This is a genomic window from Anaerosporobacter mobilis DSM 15930, from assembly GCF_900142955.1.
Lineage (GTDB): Bacteria > Bacillota > Clostridia > Lachnospirales > Lachnospiraceae > Anaerosporobacter > Anaerosporobacter mobilis.
On record NZ_FRCP01000007.1, the window covers coordinates 82,004 to 98,861 of the forward strand.

The 16,858-nt window shown below is 33.7% G+C and carries 20 protein-coding genes; 1 reads left to right on the plus strand and 19 read right to left on the minus strand.

The window, feature by feature from the left end:
- Positions 1–67: 67 nt before the first annotated feature.
- From BUB90_RS24395 to BUB90_RS05340, 5 genes are all read right to left on the minus strand, one after another.
- Positions 68–331, minus strand: coding sequence for a YggT family protein (locus tag BUB90_RS24395; protein WP_073284149.1), 264 nt, complete (start codon positions 329–331; stop codon positions 68–70).
- Positions 332–339: 8 nt separating this feature from the next.
- Complete coding sequence (locus BUB90_RS05325; protein WP_073284151.1) at positions 340–963, minus strand: cell division protein SepF; 624 nt, start codon at positions 961–963, stop codon at positions 340–342.
- Positions 964–1,072: 109 nt separating this feature from the next.
- Positions 1,073–1,756 carry a YggS family pyridoxal phosphate-dependent enzyme gene (locus BUB90_RS05330; protein WP_073284153.1) on the minus strand — a complete coding sequence of 228 codons (684 nt, stop codon included), beginning with the start codon at positions 1,754–1,756 and terminating at the stop codon, positions 1,073–1,075.
- Positions 1,757–1,794: 38 nt separating this feature from the next.
- Positions 1,795–3,180: an HlyD family efflux transporter periplasmic adaptor subunit gene (locus BUB90_RS05335; RefSeq protein WP_073284155.1), complete on the minus strand. Its 1,386-nt coding sequence runs from the start codon at positions 3,178–3,180 to the stop codon at positions 1,795–1,797.
- Entirely contained in the window at positions 3,170–3,544 is a 375-nt protein-coding gene (locus tag BUB90_RS05340; RefSeq protein ID WP_139241703.1) for a hypothetical protein, read from the minus strand. The genes BUB90_RS05335 and BUB90_RS05340 overlap by 11 nt, the downstream gene beginning before the upstream one ends.
- Positions 3,545–3,689: 145 nt before the next feature.
- Here BUB90_RS05340 and BUB90_RS05345 point away from each other — a divergent pair, with 145 nt between their 5' ends.
- The gene (locus BUB90_RS05345; protein ID WP_073284161.1) at positions 3,690–3,887 is read left to right on the plus strand and encodes a DUF378 domain-containing protein; all 198 of its coding nucleotides are present in this window, start codon (positions 3,690–3,692) and stop codon (positions 3,885–3,887) included.
- A gap of 91 nt (positions 3,888–3,978) precedes the next feature.
- On the opposite strand, the gene BUB90_RS05350 is transcribed toward BUB90_RS05345, so the two are convergent.
- The 14 genes from BUB90_RS05350 to BUB90_RS05415 all read right to left on the minus strand — a co-directional run bounded on the left by BUB90_RS05350 (position 3,979) and on the right by BUB90_RS05415 (position 16,837).
- Positions 3,979–4,398: a twitching motility protein PilT gene (locus BUB90_RS05350; RefSeq protein WP_073284164.1), complete on the minus strand. Its 420-nt coding sequence runs from the start codon at positions 4,396–4,398 to the stop codon at positions 3,979–3,981.
- A gap of 252 nt (positions 4,399–4,650) precedes the next feature.
- On the minus strand, positions 4,651–5,634 hold the full coding sequence (locus BUB90_RS05355) for a D-alanyl-D-alanine carboxypeptidase family protein (RefSeq protein ID WP_073284169.1): 984 nt from the start codon (positions 5,632–5,634) through the stop codon (positions 4,651–4,653).
- Complete coding sequence (locus BUB90_RS05360; protein ID WP_073284173.1) at positions 5,631–6,026, minus strand: methylglyoxal synthase; 396 nt, start codon at positions 6,024–6,026, stop codon at positions 5,631–5,633. Before BUB90_RS05360 ends, BUB90_RS05355 begins: the two co-directional genes overlap by 4 nt.
- 6 nt (positions 6,027–6,032) lie before the next feature.
- Complete coding sequence (locus BUB90_RS05365) at positions 6,033–7,148, minus strand: FtsW/RodA/SpoVE family cell cycle protein (protein ID WP_073284176.1); 1,116 nt, start codon at positions 7,146–7,148, stop codon at positions 6,033–6,035.
- Between the two features lie 12 nt (positions 7,149–7,160).
- Entirely contained in the window at positions 7,161–7,436 is a 276-nt protein-coding gene (gene minE, locus BUB90_RS05370; RefSeq protein ID WP_073284180.1) for a cell division topological specificity factor MinE, read from the minus strand.
- A 19-nt stretch (positions 7,437–7,455) separates the two neighbouring features.
- Positions 7,456–8,244 carry a septum site-determining protein MinD gene (gene minD, locus BUB90_RS05375; protein ID WP_073284183.1) on the minus strand — a complete coding sequence of 263 codons (789 nt, stop codon included), beginning with the start codon at positions 8,242–8,244 and terminating at the stop codon, positions 7,456–7,458.
- A gap of 114 nt (positions 8,245–8,358) precedes the next feature.
- The gene (gene minC, locus BUB90_RS05380; protein ID WP_073284186.1) at positions 8,359–9,024 is read right to left on the minus strand and encodes a septum site-determining protein MinC; all 666 of its coding nucleotides are present in this window, start codon (positions 9,022–9,024) and stop codon (positions 8,359–8,361) included.
- 40 nt (positions 9,025–9,064) lie between these two features.
- The gene (locus tag BUB90_RS05385) at positions 9,065–11,878 is read right to left on the minus strand and encodes a penicillin-binding transpeptidase domain-containing protein (RefSeq protein ID WP_073284189.1); all 2,814 of its coding nucleotides are present in this window, start codon (positions 11,876–11,878) and stop codon (positions 9,065–9,067) included.
- Positions 11,879–11,880: 2 nt separating this feature from the next.
- Positions 11,881–12,387, minus strand: coding sequence for a rod shape-determining protein MreD (gene mreD, locus BUB90_RS05390; RefSeq protein WP_073284192.1), 507 nt, complete (start codon positions 12,385–12,387; stop codon positions 11,881–11,883).
- 15 nt (positions 12,388–12,402) lie between these two features.
- Positions 12,403–13,251, minus strand: a complete 849-nt coding sequence (mreC, locus tag BUB90_RS05395) for a rod shape-determining protein MreC (RefSeq protein WP_073284195.1) — start codon at positions 13,249–13,251, stop codon at positions 12,403–12,405.
- Between the two features lie 23 nt (positions 13,252–13,274).
- Positions 13,275–14,294 (minus strand): rod shape-determining protein, encoded by a 1,020-nt coding sequence (gene mreB / locus BUB90_RS05400; RefSeq protein WP_073284198.1) that lies wholly within the window; start codon positions 14,292–14,294, stop codon positions 13,275–13,277.
- Positions 14,295–14,329: 35 nt separating this feature from the next.
- Complete coding sequence (radC, locus tag BUB90_RS05405) at positions 14,330–15,034, minus strand: RadC family protein (RefSeq protein WP_073284201.1); 705 nt, start codon at positions 15,032–15,034, stop codon at positions 14,330–14,332.
- Positions 15,035–15,115: 81 nt separating this feature from the next.
- Positions 15,116–15,373: a DUF4321 domain-containing protein gene (locus tag BUB90_RS05410; protein WP_073284204.1), complete on the minus strand. Its 258-nt coding sequence runs from the start codon at positions 15,371–15,373 to the stop codon at positions 15,116–15,118.
- Positions 15,374–15,553: 180 nt separating this feature from the next.
- Positions 15,554–16,837 (minus strand): methionine gamma-lyase family protein, encoded by a 1,284-nt coding sequence (locus BUB90_RS05415; protein WP_073284207.1) that lies wholly within the window; start codon positions 16,835–16,837, stop codon positions 15,554–15,556.
- Between the last annotated feature and the right edge of the window lie 21 nt (positions 16,838–16,858).

Sequence of the window (16,858 nt, forward strand, 5' to 3'; positions counted from 1 at the left end):
CTGCGCTTACCTCTTACGACTGATCTTATATTATTGCGGTATATCGCTACAGCATTAAACTTGTCTTTTACCGCATTAAGTGATAAAAGATCGTTTGAAAAAATAATATAACAATTAATGCAATCATAGGAGCTAAATCAATCACTTTTGTGTTAAATATTGAATGTTTTAATAAGAACCGAATTGGTGTTAATAGAGGTTCTAAAAGAGTGATTAGAAATTCCTTAATTTTCGTACTAAACGGAAACCAACTCATCATAAAATACGCAAATAATATAATCTCTAATACGATAAAAAAAACATAAAGTGAATTTACGATTAAGTTACTCATACGACTCCTTAAAATTCTTTGTTAATGGTTGGAACGCCAAATCCTTCATCAGGAACTAAATCAAGATAATCACCTGAAATATCTACAGAATCCGGTGAGAAGATAAATATGTATCTTGAAATCTGATGAAGCTTACCATTGATTGCATAAACACATCCGGATATAAAGTCCATGATTCTTTGAGCCTCCATAGGATCAAAGCCTTCAAGATTAACTACAGCAGCTCGTCCAGTTAATAACATATCGCAGATATCTTGTGAATCTTCAAAAGAAGCTGGTTTCATAATACAAACTTCAAGTCCTTTTGGAGTTGTTCTAATTGGGACTACTTTATTAGAACTTCCACGCTCTCGTTCTAACCTTTGAGTACGTTCTTTTCTTGTTTCTGAAACAGGTATTTGAAGTTCCTCATCATCTCGATCTTTATTAATGTAAGAACGTGTTGGAGTTCTCTCAGGACGTGCTGCTTTCTCAGTTCTAGACATACTGAAATCATCTACATCATCACGTCTTGAACGTCTCTTCTCTTCTCGTGCTTCTTCTTTTTCTTCGTAATCATTTACGTAATCATCATAATCATCATCTTCTCCTAGCTTTAGGTAGCCAAGAAAATTTTTCAATATATTAGCCATAACATATCTCCTATCTTAATTTCTATCATTATGGTTACTATTCAGTCAACAGCCTTCCACAAAGGTGGTACATTCCTGTTGCTTCGAGGAGGGAAAAATTGTATAGTAACTAATTACGTTGACCAAAGATTCCAGTACCCACACGAACCATGGTAGCACCTTCTTCAATTGCAACTACATAATCATTTGTCATTCCCATAGACAAAATCTTCATATCAACATTATCAATGTTTTTCGTTTTTATGTCAACATATAAATTTCGCAAATTTCTAAAATGAACCCTATTTTTCTCACTATATTCCACAAAAGGAGCAATTGTCATAAGACCTTTAATTCTAATATTGGTAAGCTTTGAAATCTGTTCAATCAATGGAATTACTTCATCTTCCATCACTCCATATTTGGTATCTTCTTTTGCAATATTTACTTCAATTAGAATATCACATTTAACTCCCTTTTTTGCAGCTTCCTGATCAATCATCTCAGCTAATCGATAGGAATCCACGGAGTGGATTAAGCATACCTTATCTACAATGTATTTTACCTTATTCCTCTGTAAATGACCAATCATATGCCAATTAACAGGTGCTTTAACCGTATCATACTTGTCCATGATCTCTTGTACTTTGTTCTCACCAAATTCTCTTATACCATTGTCGATTGCTTCATCAACTAAAGAAACTGGTTTGGTTTTACTTACGGCAATTAAAGTAACCTCTTCACGATTTCTTCCTGACCTTTCGCAAGCCTTTGTTATTTGTTCCTCCACATATGCTAAGTTTTCTTTAATCATCGTTTTCTTCCTTTCCTGTGGCTGAACGTCACATTGAATTAATTAATAATATTCTGCTCAACTGCCATTGAAGCCTCCAACACAATATGATCATATTCCGATAATCCGAATGTTGTATTCGACTTTACAATACAATACTCTTGGTTCTCGTATACTTTTTCGATTCTTCTAAATACACAATACCCTTTATTAACGTTATAAACACCTTCTAGTTTGTCCGTTTCTGATATCGTATATGTTTTTTGGGTATCGACATTACTAATGACATCACCTGCACTCAGAACCGATTTATCAACATATCCAAAGTCGTCATCTTGGTAATATACCTCAGTTTGAACAAATGTATATGTCTTTTCACCTTTTTCCGTGTATGTTTCTTTTACTACGCCAATTGCACTCGTGTCTCCACCATTCGTGAAATAGGAACGTGGTACTTTATAAAATTCTTTTTCTGTAATGGCTGAAACCGGAATCTTCAACCCTTTTGCTGAATTAAGATTTAATTCCACTGTTACAAAACGATCTTCAACATAACGTAACATATAGGAATTAAGCTCTAATTTTGCAAAGTATCCTTCCCCTTTTTGATAAACAGAAACTGGTGCTGTTATCGTTAAGTTATCTTTTTTAAAAGTTAACTTAACATAGGTTTTCTCCAATAATTTATCATATTGTTCTTTAGAAACATTAAGAATAAGCGTCCATTTTTCATTGGTTATAAGCTTATAAACTGGACTATCTTTTTCTATAAGATTATTCGTACGTAACATGATCTTATTATAAGAATCCATATTAAAGGTATCTAAAGATACCTCTTCCTCTGTGAGATTCTCTAATCCATCCGAATAATAAGATACAATTCCACTTTTCTTCGATTTTACTACATCAAAAGTTCCTGTAGTATTAGAAGAAGTGAGGTTTTCAATATTTTTCATGTTGGAGTTGTTAAGACTGTCTAATATAGCGTTCTCTAAGTCATACTTGAAATCATAAACTTTATTATAACTACTAGGCTTGTAATAATTCTTGAAGTTGCTAATATCAGAACGTATGCTTGCAATATCTTTAGAAGTTAATTCTATAGCACCATCGGATTTCACCAAAGTTTCTGCAATATTCCCATTCTGATCAAGGGAATATATCACAGAGTTCTTAGCTACTTTTTCACCATCTTTTATGTAATAATTTACATAACCAGCTTGTGGAGTTTTGACCACTTCCTCCTCACGCAAAATAACACCTTCGCAAGTATTGTCATCTGAAATCGTTTTTTCAACTACTTCATAGATTGCTAGATGTTCCTTTTTCATATATAAAATCACATTTATCCCGATATACAAAAATAATACAAAAAAGATGATTCCGCCGATATTAATATTAATTGGTCTTCTATATTTGGCCACTTTTCTATTTCTACTGCTCATGTAAGTAACCTCCTCTGCGTAGTGCAGATCCATTGCTATAATTTACTGTTTGTAAACCTAACTCGCTTGTTATTGCAATCTTATTTTCATCTGATAATTGTTTTAAAAATTGTAAATACTCATCCTGAATACAATCTGGACGAGTTGATATAGAATTCTCTACGATATCTGGATAGGTTGCTGCGGCATTCCTATAAGCTTCAAAACCTGTTTCAAAATCCGCACAAAACGAACAGCCTGTCCCATAAGTACGGTTAGGACAAGTAATAGGCAAATTAACTGGTAATTTATAAATTTTAGTTTCAAATCTATCTTTTAAATAATCTGAATATTTATAATACATATTTACTCCAATGTATAGCACTCAATAATTACACCTATTGTATCATATATTCATAAAATTGTATAGATACATGAGAAAACTAGTACTAAAATATTATTACTAATTGGTGAATATTTTTTATAAGATGAAACATACTATCTTTAGAATGACAAGAAGGAGGTATGTTATGAAAACCATAGACTATATTGCACTCATTCTAGTAATTATTGGAGCTATTAACTGGGGATTAATTGGATTTTTAGGTTTTGATCTTGTAAGAGTAGTTTTCGGTGATATGACTTTAGTTTCAAGAATCATATATGCCGTCATCGGTATTTGTGGTCTTTATGCACTTAGTTTCTTCGGAAGATTACGAAACGAGTAGTTTGCAGGTAGTAACTCTCTCCCATTGTATCATAATTGAAAAGAGCAGTTTCATTTCATTCAAGAAATTAATCTGCTCTTTTTTAATCCGTCTATAGTGACACTAATATGTCATTTTCTAAACTTTCTGGTGTGCTCTTACTAGCAATAGATATACTGAGAACAAAATCAATATGGTATTGATCAGAGATTCTCTTTAGTTTGTTAACTACCACTTCAATCTCGTTATCAGATATATGTGCTACTTTCAAGAAACTGTCAACAAAAACACATTCCAAGTCATGATCTTGCGAAATAATCCCACATATAAATCCTAAGAATTCATTGTAATTTTCTATTAGGTAATCTTTTATGCTTATCAACCTGAGTTTATTGTTAAGTTCATACATATGCTTGTTACTTTTGTCTATGTACACTACTGTACCTTCCGAGTGTATCATTTTTTCATTCGCCTGATTGATAATTACCTTAGTTTTACCCTTGCCTTTTTCACCGACAATAATCTGAACCATAGAATTTCCTCCTTATGTGATGCTCTTGATATTCTAGTAGCTATTCAGATACCCTTCTTCTTCAGTGATGGATGTATACCAAATGAACGCAAACTTCCAATTGGCACTACTAACTCGTATAAACAAGCTTTTTCTCGAAGGTTTTGAATAGTTACAAATTCAATAACTGTAGCTACTGTTATTTGTATTATATGCTAAAGAACCATAAGTCTATGATTTAATTATAGTATAGGTCGTATGAATTCACAACCTTTATTTATAGATAAACTTGAGTAAATACGACATTTGTGAATACAGACTTGTCTTTGAATCCGACTTAAGAATAACAGAGATATATTCTTTATCAGACTTATCTTTTGAATAAAGCACGAGACAAGATCCTGCTTTAATAGTGGTTCCTGTCTTCCCTCCAATTACAGTAATACCATCAGGCATTACTTCATTGCCTTTTAGATAAAGATTTGTAGTTGAAAATTCTTTGTCAACTTTATCACCATTACTGTTACTATAGGTAACCTTATATGATTTAGTAGCGATAATATCTACAAAAGTTGGTTCCTGCAATGCTTCTCTGAAAATCAGATAGATATCGTAAGCAGTTGTATAATGATTTTCATCATGAAGCCCATGGGAATTGGCAAAATTAGAATGTGTTGCTCCTATAGCTTTGGCCTCTTCATTCATCATCTTTGTAAAAGCTTCTTCACTTCCAGCCACATGTTCAGCAATTGCAATCCCGGCATCGTTACCTGAGCTTATTAGGAAGATATTCAAAAGGTCTTTAAGATTAATCTTATCTCCTTCTTTTAATCCACATAAACTTGCTCCAACTTCGGTTATGTGAGAAGCTTCATAACTAACGGTTACCATGTCAGATAAGTCAGCATTCTTTAAAGTTACTAATGCAGTCATAACCTTAGTTATACTTGCTGGATATAATTTCTCATATACATTCTCTGCATATAGCATTTCATTATCCGTATTGTTTACTAACAAAGTAGCTTCAGCTGCTAAATTACCATCTCCACCTTTATCTGATTTTAATGGTATAACACAGAGATCTTCTCCAAGAAGATTGGCATATTCATCATCTGTATCATTTGTGGTAATATACTGCACCACACTTGTATCGGAATTAGAATATTTCATAAGCGCATTGCTAGACGACGAACACCCTGTTAGTGATATTAACACTAACAGGGAGCTTATTACTTTTATTTTCTTATTCAATCTCATTTTAACGCTTCTCTCCATTCTAGATCGCCACGATCTAACGCTTTTATTAACAGTTCAGCTGTTGCAAGATTCGTAGCTAATGGAATGTTATGCGTATCGCATAATTGAACAACATTATTCACATCTGGTTCATGTGATTTAGGCGTTAATGGGTCTCTTAAGAAGATAACTATATCAATCTGGTTATGCTCAATTTGTGCACCTAATTGCTGTTCGCCACCTAGATGACCAGCTAGATATTTATGAACATTAAGATTCGTTACTTCTTCAATTAATCTACCTGTAGTTCCTGTCGCAAATAACTCATTCTTACTTAAAATACCACGATAGGCTATACAGAAATTCTGCATTAATTTTTTCTTCGCATCATGTGCAATCATTCCAATATTCATATGCATTTACCCCCTTATATTTTTTCTTTGTAAACTAATATTCAATATAAACCCTATACCTATCATATAGCTGACTAAGGAACTTAGTCCGTAACTAACGAAAGGTAAAGGTAATCCCGTATTTGGCAACATGAAAGTAGAAACCCCTATATTGGCAAACACTTGGAACATAAACATTGCAGATATACCAGTTGCTATGAGCATACCCATATGATCTCTTGCTGATTTTGCAACTGCAAGGCATTTGAATATAAGAATAGCAAGTAGGCCAATAATGACACAACTTCCAATGAAGCCAAGATGTTCCCCTACAACCGAAAAGATAAAATCACTTTCTGATACAGGTAAACTTTTACTCTTTAATTCAAAGGATTGCCCAGAAAACAACTTTCCATACAAACGTCCAGAACCGATATACTCAACAGATATCTTTTGTTGCCATACTAAATCTGGATACTTTTCTGGGAATTTAAAAGACAAGATTCTACCTAGCTGATATGGTTTTAACAACTTCTGGTATGGTTGTTGTATATACCAAAACAAACCTAATATGGTAGGTAATCCTATCGCGAGGAACGGAACAATTATCTTATAACTAAGACCAGCCGCATATATCATTATGATATAGATAAATACCATAACCATACTTGATGATAAAGCTGGTTGTTTCAATATCAACAATATTGGTATAATTACCATTATAGCAGATATGAAAACAGTAGATAATCGATCCATCTTCTCTTTCCTATCAGTAAAAAACTGAGCAAAAACAATAATCATCATGATTTTACTCACTTCTGAAGGTTGCAAATCGAATACTCTTAGATTAATCCAACGTTGTGTATCAAATTGTGTCTTTCCTATACCAGGTACAAAAACTAGTAATAGCAACACAATATTAACGATATAGATTAACCACATAAAACGGCAAACATAATGGTAATCAACTAGTGCTACAATACACATAGCCACAAATCCAAGTACAAGACCAAGAATCTGTTTCTTACCATCTGATGGTTCTACTAATTGAATTAGATACGTTCCTATACCAACGAGTATAAGAACAAGTACAACTAACGAATAATTCATTCGTTTAAAGTCATATTGTTTAAAATCAAACATGAATAATCATCCTTATTTTCGTGGAGACTTCAGGTCTTTGATAGGAATATTGGCAATAAGTGCTGGAACTTTGCCATTATTTCCTTCGGAGTCAGTTTGTGCAATTTCAATATCTAACTTCTCTTCATCAATTTCCACATATTTTGAAATAACTTTAATAATGTCATTTTTCATCTGTTCCATAATCTCAGGAGAACAATTCGCACGATCGGATACAAGAACAAGTTTTAAACGATCCTTTGCAACGGTACCTGATGCTTTTTTCTTAAATAAGTCTGCAATACCCATTGGTTTACATTCCCTCCCTTTATTTTTTGAATATGCTCGTTAAACGTTGCATTAATGAAGCTCGTCCATTTAAGTCCAAAAAAGGAACGCTTTCTCCGGTGATTCTTTTACATATATTCATAAAAGCTTGTCCAGCTAATGTGTCACTACCTACTAATGGTTCACCTTGGTTTGTTGAGATTACGATACCTTCATCATCAGGAACAACTCCAATCAAATCGACTGCTAAGATTTCAACTACATCTTCACTTGACATCATATCTCCACGTTTTACCATATCCATACGAAGTCTGTTTACAACTAGATGTGTTTGTTTAATTTCATTTGCTTCAAGTAAACCGATAATTCTATCTGCATCACGAACAGCTGAAACTTCAGGAGTTGTAACTACTAAAGCGCGATCTGCTCCTGCAATAGCATTTTTGAAACCCTGTTCAATACCTGCTGGACAATCCATTAGTATGTAATCAAATTCTTCTCTTAACTCATCAGCTAATTTTTTCATTTGTTCTGGAGAAACTGCGGATTTATCTCTAGTTTGTGCAGATGGTAATAAGTATAGATTTGGATATCTCTTATCTTTGATTAATGCTTGTTTAATTCTACAATTTCCTTCTACAACATCAACAAGATTATAAACAATACGATTTTCAAGCCCAAGTACAACATCAAGATTTCTTAATCCTATATCTGTATCAATTAATACAACTTTTTTATTTAATTTTGCTAATCCTGTACCTACGTTAGCTGTGGTAGTTGTTTTACCAACGCCACCTTTTCCTGACGTTATAACTATTACTTCTCCCATTAAATATTCCTCCAAACTTATTGTTAATTCGTAATGTCACCTGTTGCCTAGCAGTAACACCGATAATTTAATACATAAATTCGGTGTTACTGACAACATACTTATAAACTTATTCTATAGACTAATGTCATTAAGAACATCTTTACTAATGGACTCAATGTAGATGTTTCCATCTTCTACATAGGCAATCTTTGCTTCTTTAGAAACATCTTTTGATTTATCATCTGGAGATCTTGCAATGATATCTCCAATTCTGATTTGAACAGGATCCATAGAAAGTGCAACAACGAAGCTATTCTGATTGCCAGAAGCCCCTGCAAAAACATTTCCTTTTAATGCACCTAGTATTACAACATTTCCTTTGGATACTACCTTTGCTCCAGCATTCACATCACCAATTATAATAATGCTAGTCTCAAACTCTAGTACTTGTCCAGAACGTAAATTTCCTTTATAAAATTGTCCAGTATTATTGGACAGTTCCATCAATCTGTCATTTAAACATCGTTTGAATATCTTTTCTTTCTCTGCATCTAAATCAACTACACATATTACATTAAGATCAGAGTTTTCTGAAATAATATCTAAAATTTCTCTCTCATCTTCTGTGGTTAATTCTCTACCTTCAAAGGTTACGGCAACATTAGCATTTCCAAGAAATTTGGCTGATGCTTTGAATTTCTCAGCTATATTCGATTTTAATTCTTCGAAATCAAGATTTGCATCAAGTACAACAATAATGCCAGATTGATTTCCCTTAATCATAACTGAATTATCCATCTATCAACTTTCTCCTTTCAAAAGTGTTTCTATTCTCTGTCTAATCAGAAATGCCACTGCTTAGTTCAGGAAGTGTAACTTTACTCTTTAACATATCTTTATATCCATCTTGTTTATAATAATACTTATAGATATCTCTTGTAAGCTCTGCAGCATTACTTGAAGTATAACCATTTGGGATTACAGTTGTAACTGAAATTTCTGGGTCTTCATATGGAGCATACGAAACAAACAAAGCATGGTTTGGTTTTTCTTTATTCTGTTGCGCTGTACCAGTTTTTCCTGCTATTTCAATATCCATACCCGCGAACAATCTCTTTATAGAACTATCTTCACCATTAACTACTTTATACATACCCTCTTGAATTAAATTCCAAGTTGTATCACTAATCTCAACATCATTAAAGATTGTAGCTTTGTTTTTCTCAATTACCTTCTTATTAAGGTCTTGAACTTTATTAAATATAGTAAGATTAAAAGCAGTTCCTCTATTGGCAATCGCTGTAACATAACGAGCGATTTGCGCTGGGGTATAGTTATTTTCACCTTGTCCTATTGCAGAACGAACGGCATCAAAATTAGAAATCTGTGGATTATACTCTGGTAGCTCAATACCACTGGTTGCACCAAAACCAAACATTTCAGCATACTTCTTGATTTTATCAAGTCCTAACTGACTCTTATAATTCTTAGCTGAGTCTAAGCTCAAACGATATCCTACTTCGTAGAAGAAATAGTTACAAGAAACCTCTAACGCATTCGGTACATCAACTTTACCATGAGAATGTCTAGTATGATCCTTTGGACTTGGGGTTATCGCTGTAAATTCATATTTGTCAAGAATTGTTTCATAAGGAGCAATTGCACCTTCTTCTAAACCTGCAGCTGCTGATACCATTTTATAAGTTGAACCAGGTGCAGTTTTTTGTTGTAATGGTCTATTTATTAATGGATAAGCTAAATCATTATTAATTTTATTAAAGTACTCTGAATCCACTCGATTTGCAAACATATTATTATCATAGCTAGGATACGAAACTAGAGCTAGTACTTCTCCAGTTTTTACATCTGTTATCACTACTGAACCAGAACATGGTTCCAGTGCTAATTGCGCAGGTGTAATTTCTAAATTTCTTATCTTTGTCTGAATAAAGGATGCAGGTGATAACGTACCCGTTTCTAGTCCATTAATAGCCTTCTCATCATATTCTAACACACTCTGGTCAAATAATAAAAGACAAATTTCTTTTCCTGATAATTTGTACGAATATACCAAATCACGGTAAATGATTTTGTTAAATTTGCTATCTTCCGTCAAGGTATCAACAATCAAATCTAGTAGCTTTTCATATAACTCTTCTGTACTATAGTACTCATTGCCTACGTTCAATTTGGTTAAGTCAACATAATTATTTGAAACAGCATATTTCAAAAAGCTACTTAAACTAATGGTACCGTTTTGATAAGAAAGAAGTGTTGCGTCATCTGCAGGTATTTCTGATACCAAAAGTATCTTTTCATCCTTTAACATTTTATAGATATAATCAATATACTCTTGCATATCTTCTGATAAAGATTTTTTAGGCGTTGTATTCGAAATCGTTAGTTCATTTTTAAGATTACGAAGAACTACTTTTTGTTGTGTTTCAAATTTATTATACACCTGTTTTTCTAACGCTGTACTATCCTCATCATCTAGAGCCTTAATATCAATAACACTATTATTGATTAATGCATAATACACATCATATATGTTAAGCTTATCGTTATTCTTAAGGGCATTTAACAAAATACTTGCTAATCGTTTTTCTAACAACTGATAAGTAGTTTTTTGTAAATCAGCATCAATAGTAAGATAAACGTCATTACCTGCTTCTGGTTCATTTGTTTTAAGAATATCAAGCACTCTTGTTTGATCATTAACTACTACAGTCTCGCTACCGTTCTTTCCATGTAGATATTCCTCATATGCTTTTTCTACTCCTGTAATACCAATTTGATCAGTCGCACTATAATTATCATATCCTTGATCTTTTAGCTCCTCTAACTTTTCTTGAGTAATCAAACCCGTATACCCCATGATATGGGCAAAGTATTCACTTTCATTGTATACACGACTTGTTTGTTCAAGAATTGTTACACCAGGTAACTCTTCACTACTTTCTCTAATTGCTGCAACTGTTTCCGCTTTCACATCAGAAGCAATTGTTATCGGTAGATATCTAGAATATTTATTCATAAGTATGTTAAACCGAATCATCATTATCTTCAACGCATCTTCTAAACTATACTCATCAGAGATATCATACATCTTTGTTGCTTCTACTTCTGAACCATATCGCATATAATTAAAAATTTCACTGGCAGTTGCTTCTTTTTGTTCTTTTGTTAATTGATCAACAGAGCTTTTTGAATATACATCTCTTTTGAATCGAAGCTCCGCACTACCATCTGTCTGAAAAACCAAATCACCTTTATTATCTAATTGAATGAAAAAATCATTAGCTAAAACTCCACCATTATCTTCCACCGTTTTAATTAGCTTATATATCATAGCATTTTTTTCTTCATTCGTAGTTAATTCACCCGTATCTTCATAGGTTACCGAATAAGACAATTCATTATAGGCAAGTAGTTCTCCATTTCTGTCAAGTATATTCCCGCGCGTACCCTTTAACTCACGCTCTTTCGTTGTCTTTTGTTGTACTTCTTGTTCGTATGCCTCGCCTTCCACAATTTGTATTTTGAATATACGATTTACTAGTGAAAAACATAGTACCAGATATATAATTACAATAGGAAGCAAACGAGATTGAAGCATATTCTTTAGTTTTTCAATTAAAATATCAAACATACCTAAACCTCCTTATACGTAGAACGTTCTAATTTCACGTTCAATATATATAGTATCTTATAAAGCACGATGGATACTACCACTGTATAGATCAGTTCTGGTAAGATAATTCTCTTTAAATAAAAGAAAAAATTCAAACGATTTCTTAACAAGAACAAAAACACATAGTAGAAAAATCCGTATAAGAAATCACTTACAGATACTAAGATTATAGGCATTGTGTAGTCATCACGAAAATATACTTTATGTGCATATCCATTCAGGTATCCAATACACATATACATTAAACCAAATAATCCAATAATATCACCATAGCATATATCCACCAAAAGACCACAGGCAAGTCCGACATAGATTCCATTTGTTCTGCCGTGCATATAGCCTGCAGCCACTGTAACAATAAGTAGTAGATTAGGAACTACACCAGCTATGGAAAGTGCCTGAAAAACAGTACTTTGTAATAAGAAACATACTATAATAACGATTACAGACATAATAAATTGCTTCATATATCAAAATCCTTTCTAGTATAAAGTTTCTTTTAATTCTGTTATAACTAATACCGTAGTTAAATTAGTAAAATCAACTGCTGGTGTTAAATATCCAGACTTCGTCATGTTGTTTGCATCAACTGTTACATCTGAGATATAACCAATTAAAATCCCTTGTAAGTATTTAGGACTTATAGTAGATGTTACAATCTCATAGCCCTCTTTAATTTTTGCATCTTTATCAATTCCTTGAACTTCAATTAGTCCTTTATCGATTAATTCAAGATTACCTTTTACATTGCATTGGTCATTGGTTTTTAAAAACATACCACTAACATTACTAGCATCATCAATAATCGAACGAACAGTTGCATTATTGTGCCCTACTTCAGTAATAATACCAACAAGACCATTCCCCGCTAAAACATTCATTCCAACTTTCAAACCATCATCAGAGCCTTTGTCAATTACAAAGCGGTTATACCAGTTGTTTGTATCTCTACTTATGATAGTAGCAGCAACTTTAGGATAACTCGGATAACGTTTATCTAATTCATACAAATCACGAAGGGTATCTAATTCATATCCTTCTTGTTGAAGAATTCGATTTTGGTATGTTGTTTCAGAAAGTTTCTCTTTTAGTTCTTTATTCTCTTGTTGTAAATCTTTGATACTTGATAATAGTTCAATTTTATCTGTTATCCATTTTCCAACTGTATTAATCCCCTTTTGCATTGGAGTAAAAACACCAGTAACCGCATCTTTAGCAGGCTGTACTTTATCCTCGTACCGAACCGATATAAAAATCAATATGATACATAGGACAGAACATATAGCCAAAATGTATTTTGGCTCAAGTGAAAACCTAGTTCTACGCCTCATAACGTCCCCCTCGAATTCTCTCTCTATCGCCTAGTTGTCATCTGTTTAATGTTATAAGCAAGTTCTTTTAAATCAGGTTCTTCGATAATTCTTCCTAATCCCTCAACTACTGTACTATCTGCTTTATCACAGATATTAACTTTAAGATCTGTGTTGGAGGCAATTAACGTATCTAAGCCTTTAATAGCGGATGAACCTCCAGTTACGTAGATGCCTGATTCAATAATATCAGAAGATATTTCTGGTGGTGTTCTTTCAAGAATAACCTTAATAGCATCCACAATTGTGTGAAGATATTCTTTAATAGAGTCATAAACCATCTCTGAATTAATATCCATCTGTGCCGGTAATCCATTAACGATATTTCGTCCAAACACAGCGATCGTCTCATCTGATCCTGGCAATGCAGATGCAAGATTTATCTTGATTGTTTCTGCAGTTTTACTACCAATAGCCAGGTTGTATTTTTTCTTAACATATAATTTGATGGATTCATCTAGTTTGTTACCACCAACATTAATTAATTTACTAAGAACAATTCCACCTAAGGATATAATAGAAATCTCTGTTGTATCTGCACCGATATTAACAACCATAACACCTCTAGCGTTTGTTATATCTAGTCCTACCCCTAGGGCATCTGCAATGCTTTTTTCTACTATACTAATGTCCTTTACTTTGGAATTAGAAGCTAGTACAGTATCGTAGAAGGATTTCTTCTCTACACTTGTAATATCAGTAGGTACTGATATATAAAAAGTACTAGTACTTTTTTTACCACCATTTACTTTGCTTATAATACTCGTTAATAGACGTTGCATATTACTAATATCTGCAATCACACCACTTCTTACTGGTGAAACTACTTTAATTGTTGCAGGTGCTTTTTCATTCATCTCATATGCTTCGTCACCAACTGCTATAACTTTTTTCTTATTCTCAATTGCTATAATATTTCTCTCATGAAGGATAACTCCTTCGCCTTTTTTATATACTTTAATTGTATTCGTTCCTAAGTCTATTCCATAAGTCTTTGCTGCCACTTACATTTACTCCTTCCAAACTACGAACTGGGCCTTTAATTCAAAAGGCCTTGTTCTTTTAAACTTATATACATATTATCACCAATAATTATATGATCCATAAGTTGTATTCCGATTAATAGTCCTGCCTCTCGTATTCGTTTGGTCGTGATGATATCTTCTTTGCTTGGCATAGGATCGCCACTTGGATGATTATGCAGCAAAACAACATAGACCGCTCCATACTTGAGTGCATTCAAATATATCTCCCGTGGTGCCGTAATCGATGCATTAACTGAGCCTTTTGATAATTCCATATCACGAATTAACTGACACTTAGTATCTAAGAGCAGAAGGACAGCTTGTTCAACTGGAAGATGTCTCATCTGTTCCATATAGTAATTCGCTATAGCTTCTGGAGAAGACAAGCGCATTTTCATTCCATATGAGGCTTTTGCCATCCGCTTGCTAATCTCGGCAAGGCATAGTAATTGAATTGCTTTAACCTTCCCAATACCATGAATCTTCATTAACTCGCTCATAGTATACTGATATAGTGATATAATTCCTTGTTCTCTTTTTTGGTTCATCAAAACACGATTTGCAACATCAATTGCTCGATCATTAGCTGTACCTGAACGAATAATAACTGCTAGTAATTCAGCATCTGATAAACTAGCAGTGCCATAACGTTCACATTTTTCATAAGGTTGTTCAGTTACTGGTAATTCTTTGACTGTTAAATGCTCTTTTTGCTTCATAGTCTTCCTCACTCTCTGCAAGGAACGCTATTCAAACTTGTCCAATCTTAACTACTTCGAACTATGTCTACTCTTACCTATTTATAATTTCTTATAAACGATAATTGCTAAAACTACACCTATAATACTTGACATTGTAATCTTAATCGTTAATCCGAATGTTATCTTTAGGATTCCAAGATTCAAATGAAAAGGTTCGCTAAATCCAAATTGTTGACCGTAATTAAGCCAACTTAAATACGCAACATCCTTAGCTAACCAGCCAATGAATCCCCCGAGCACTATGCCTGTTAATAATAACAAGAATAGTGACCACCCATTTTTGGCCGAATTTCGCATCGTAATCCATCCTCATTTATTCATATAATCAATATGTCTTATTCAATTCTCCACGCAACATTTTAACACAAATTCATGTGTTTGTATACACAATTTCATCGACAACTTATTAAAGATGTAACTTTTTAGATACCTAATTTGGTAAAAGTTAACGGTAAACACAATGAATACGTTAGTCTTTTATAATTTACATAGATTGTTTTCGTATAACTTCTGAAGTGACATCATAATACCAAATTTCGAGTGATACCAAGTTAATCCACCTTGAAAATATACAGCATATGGTGGCTTAATTGGTGCGTCTGCGCTCAGTTCAATTGATGAACCTTGTATGAAAGCGCCAGCAGCCATTATAACATCACAAGTATAACCCGGCATTGCCCAAGGTTCTGGTGTTACGTAGCTGTCTACTGGGGCAGCTGCTTGTATTCCTTTACAGAATGCGATAATTGCCTCAGCAGAACCTAATGTAACAGCTTGAATAATATCATGCCTTGATTCAGTTCCATTAGGAACAACTGGGAAACCTAACTTTTCATAGATACTCGCTGCAAAAATTGCTCCCTTTACAGCCCCTGATACTACTTGTGGCGCCATAAAGAAACCTTGAATCAACTGTTGGTTAATTCCAAGTGTTGCTCCTACTTCCTTTCCTAAACCTGGTGCAGTAAGACGAAAAGCTGCATTATCCACATATTCTTCTTTACCTACAATGTAACCACCAATCGGAGCAAGTCCACCCCCCGGATTCTTAATTAATGAACCGACACACAAATCAGCTCCCACATCCGTTGGCTCGATTGTCTCTACGAATTCCCCATAACAATTATCTACCATACAAATCACATCTGGTTTGATTTTTTTAATAAAGGAAATTAATTCACCAATACGCGCAACCGATAACGTTGGCCTCGTTTGGTATCCCTTTGAACGCTGGATCGTAACTAATTTGGTCTTCTCATTCAATGCATTCTTGATACCTTCATAATCAAAGGCACCATCCTCGAGCAAATCAACTTGACGATATGTTACGCCATATTCCGCCAAAGATCCTCTGCTTGGCTGTATACCAATAACACCTTCTAAAGTATCGTATGGCTTTCCAACTGGCGATAAGATTTCATCACCTGGTCTAAGATTTCCTGATAAAGCGATAGTAAGAGCATGTGTACCACAGGTTAACTGTGGACGAACTAAAGCTGATTCCGCATGGAATACAGAAGCATAGATGCTTTCTAAAGTTTCCCTTCCTAGATCGTTATAACCATAACCCGTTGTCGCGCTAAAGTGTACATCTGATAAACGATTTTCTTGCATTGCTTTAATCACTTTCATCTGATTATACTCAGCTACTTTATCGATTGCATCAAATCTATCTTTTAACGACGTCTCAATCGTCTTACAATATTCTAATACTTTATTATCTATACCTAAGCTTTGGTACATATCTTTTAATTCTTCCATTTGTTTTCTCCTAACTGGAAT

Bases quoted from the DNA above. Each gene is read 5' to 3' on its own strand.
- BUB90_RS24395 (WP_073284149.1), bottom strand. From the start codon at position 331: ATGAGTAACTTAATCGTAAATTCACTTTATGTTTTTTTTATCGTATTA.
- BUB90_RS05410 (WP_073284204.1), bottom strand. From the start codon at position 15,373: ATGCGAAATTCGGCCAAAAATGGGTGGTCACTATTCTTGTTATTATTA.
- BUB90_RS05365 (WP_073284176.1), bottom strand. From the start codon at position 7,148: ATGTTTGATTTTAAACAATATGACTTTAAACGAATGAATTATTCGTTA.
- BUB90_RS05345 (WP_073284161.1), top strand. From the start codon at position 3,690: ATGAAAACCATAGACTATATTGCACTCATTCTAGTAATTATTGGAGCT.
- BUB90_RS05385 (WP_073284189.1), bottom strand. From the start codon at position 11,878: ATGTTTGATATTTTAATTGAAAAACTAAAGAATATGCTTCAATCTCGT.
- BUB90_RS05360 (WP_073284173.1), bottom strand. From the start codon at position 6,026: ATGAATATTGGAATGATTGCACATGATGCGAAGAAAAAATTAATGCAG.
- radC (WP_073284201.1), bottom strand. From the start codon at position 15,034: ATGAAGCAAAAAGAGCATTTAACAGTCAAAGAATTACCAGTAACTGAA.
- minC (WP_073284186.1), bottom strand. From the start codon at position 9,024: ATGGATAATTCAGTTATGATTAAGGGAAATCAATCTGGCATTATTGTT.
- BUB90_RS05355 (WP_073284169.1), bottom strand. From the start codon at position 5,634: ATGAGATTGAATAAGAAAATAAAAGTAATAAGCTCCCTGTTAGTGTTA.
- BUB90_RS05350 (WP_073284164.1), bottom strand. From the start codon at position 4,398: ATGGTTCAGATTATTGTCGGTGAAAAAGGCAAGGGTAAAACTAAGGTA.
- BUB90_RS05325 (WP_073284151.1), bottom strand. From the start codon at position 963: ATGGCTAATATATTGAAAAATTTTCTTGGCTACCTAAAGCTAGGAGAA.
- BUB90_RS05330 (WP_073284153.1), bottom strand. From the start codon at position 1,756: ATGATTAAAGAAAACTTAGCATATGTGGAGGAACAAATAACAAAGGCT.
- BUB90_RS05415 (WP_073284207.1), bottom strand. From the start codon at position 16,837: ATGGAAGAATTAAAAGATATGTACCAAAGCTTAGGTATAGATAATAAA.
- mreC (WP_073284195.1), bottom strand. From the start codon at position 13,251: ATGAGGCGTAGAACTAGGTTTTCACTTGAGCCAAAATACATTTTGGCT.
- BUB90_RS05335 (WP_073284155.1), bottom strand. From the start codon at position 3,180: ATGAGCAGTAGAAATAGAAAAGTGGCCAAATATAGAAGACCAATTAAT.
- minE (WP_073284180.1), bottom strand. From the start codon at position 7,436: ATGGGTATTGCAGACTTATTTAAGAAAAAAGCATCAGGTACCGTTGCA.
- mreD (WP_073284192.1), bottom strand. From the start codon at position 12,387: ATGAAGCAATTTATTATGTCTGTAATCGTTATTATAGTATGTTTCTTA.
- minD (WP_073284183.1), bottom strand. From the start codon at position 8,244: ATGGGAGAAGTAATAGTTATAACGTCAGGAAAAGGTGGCGTTGGTAAA.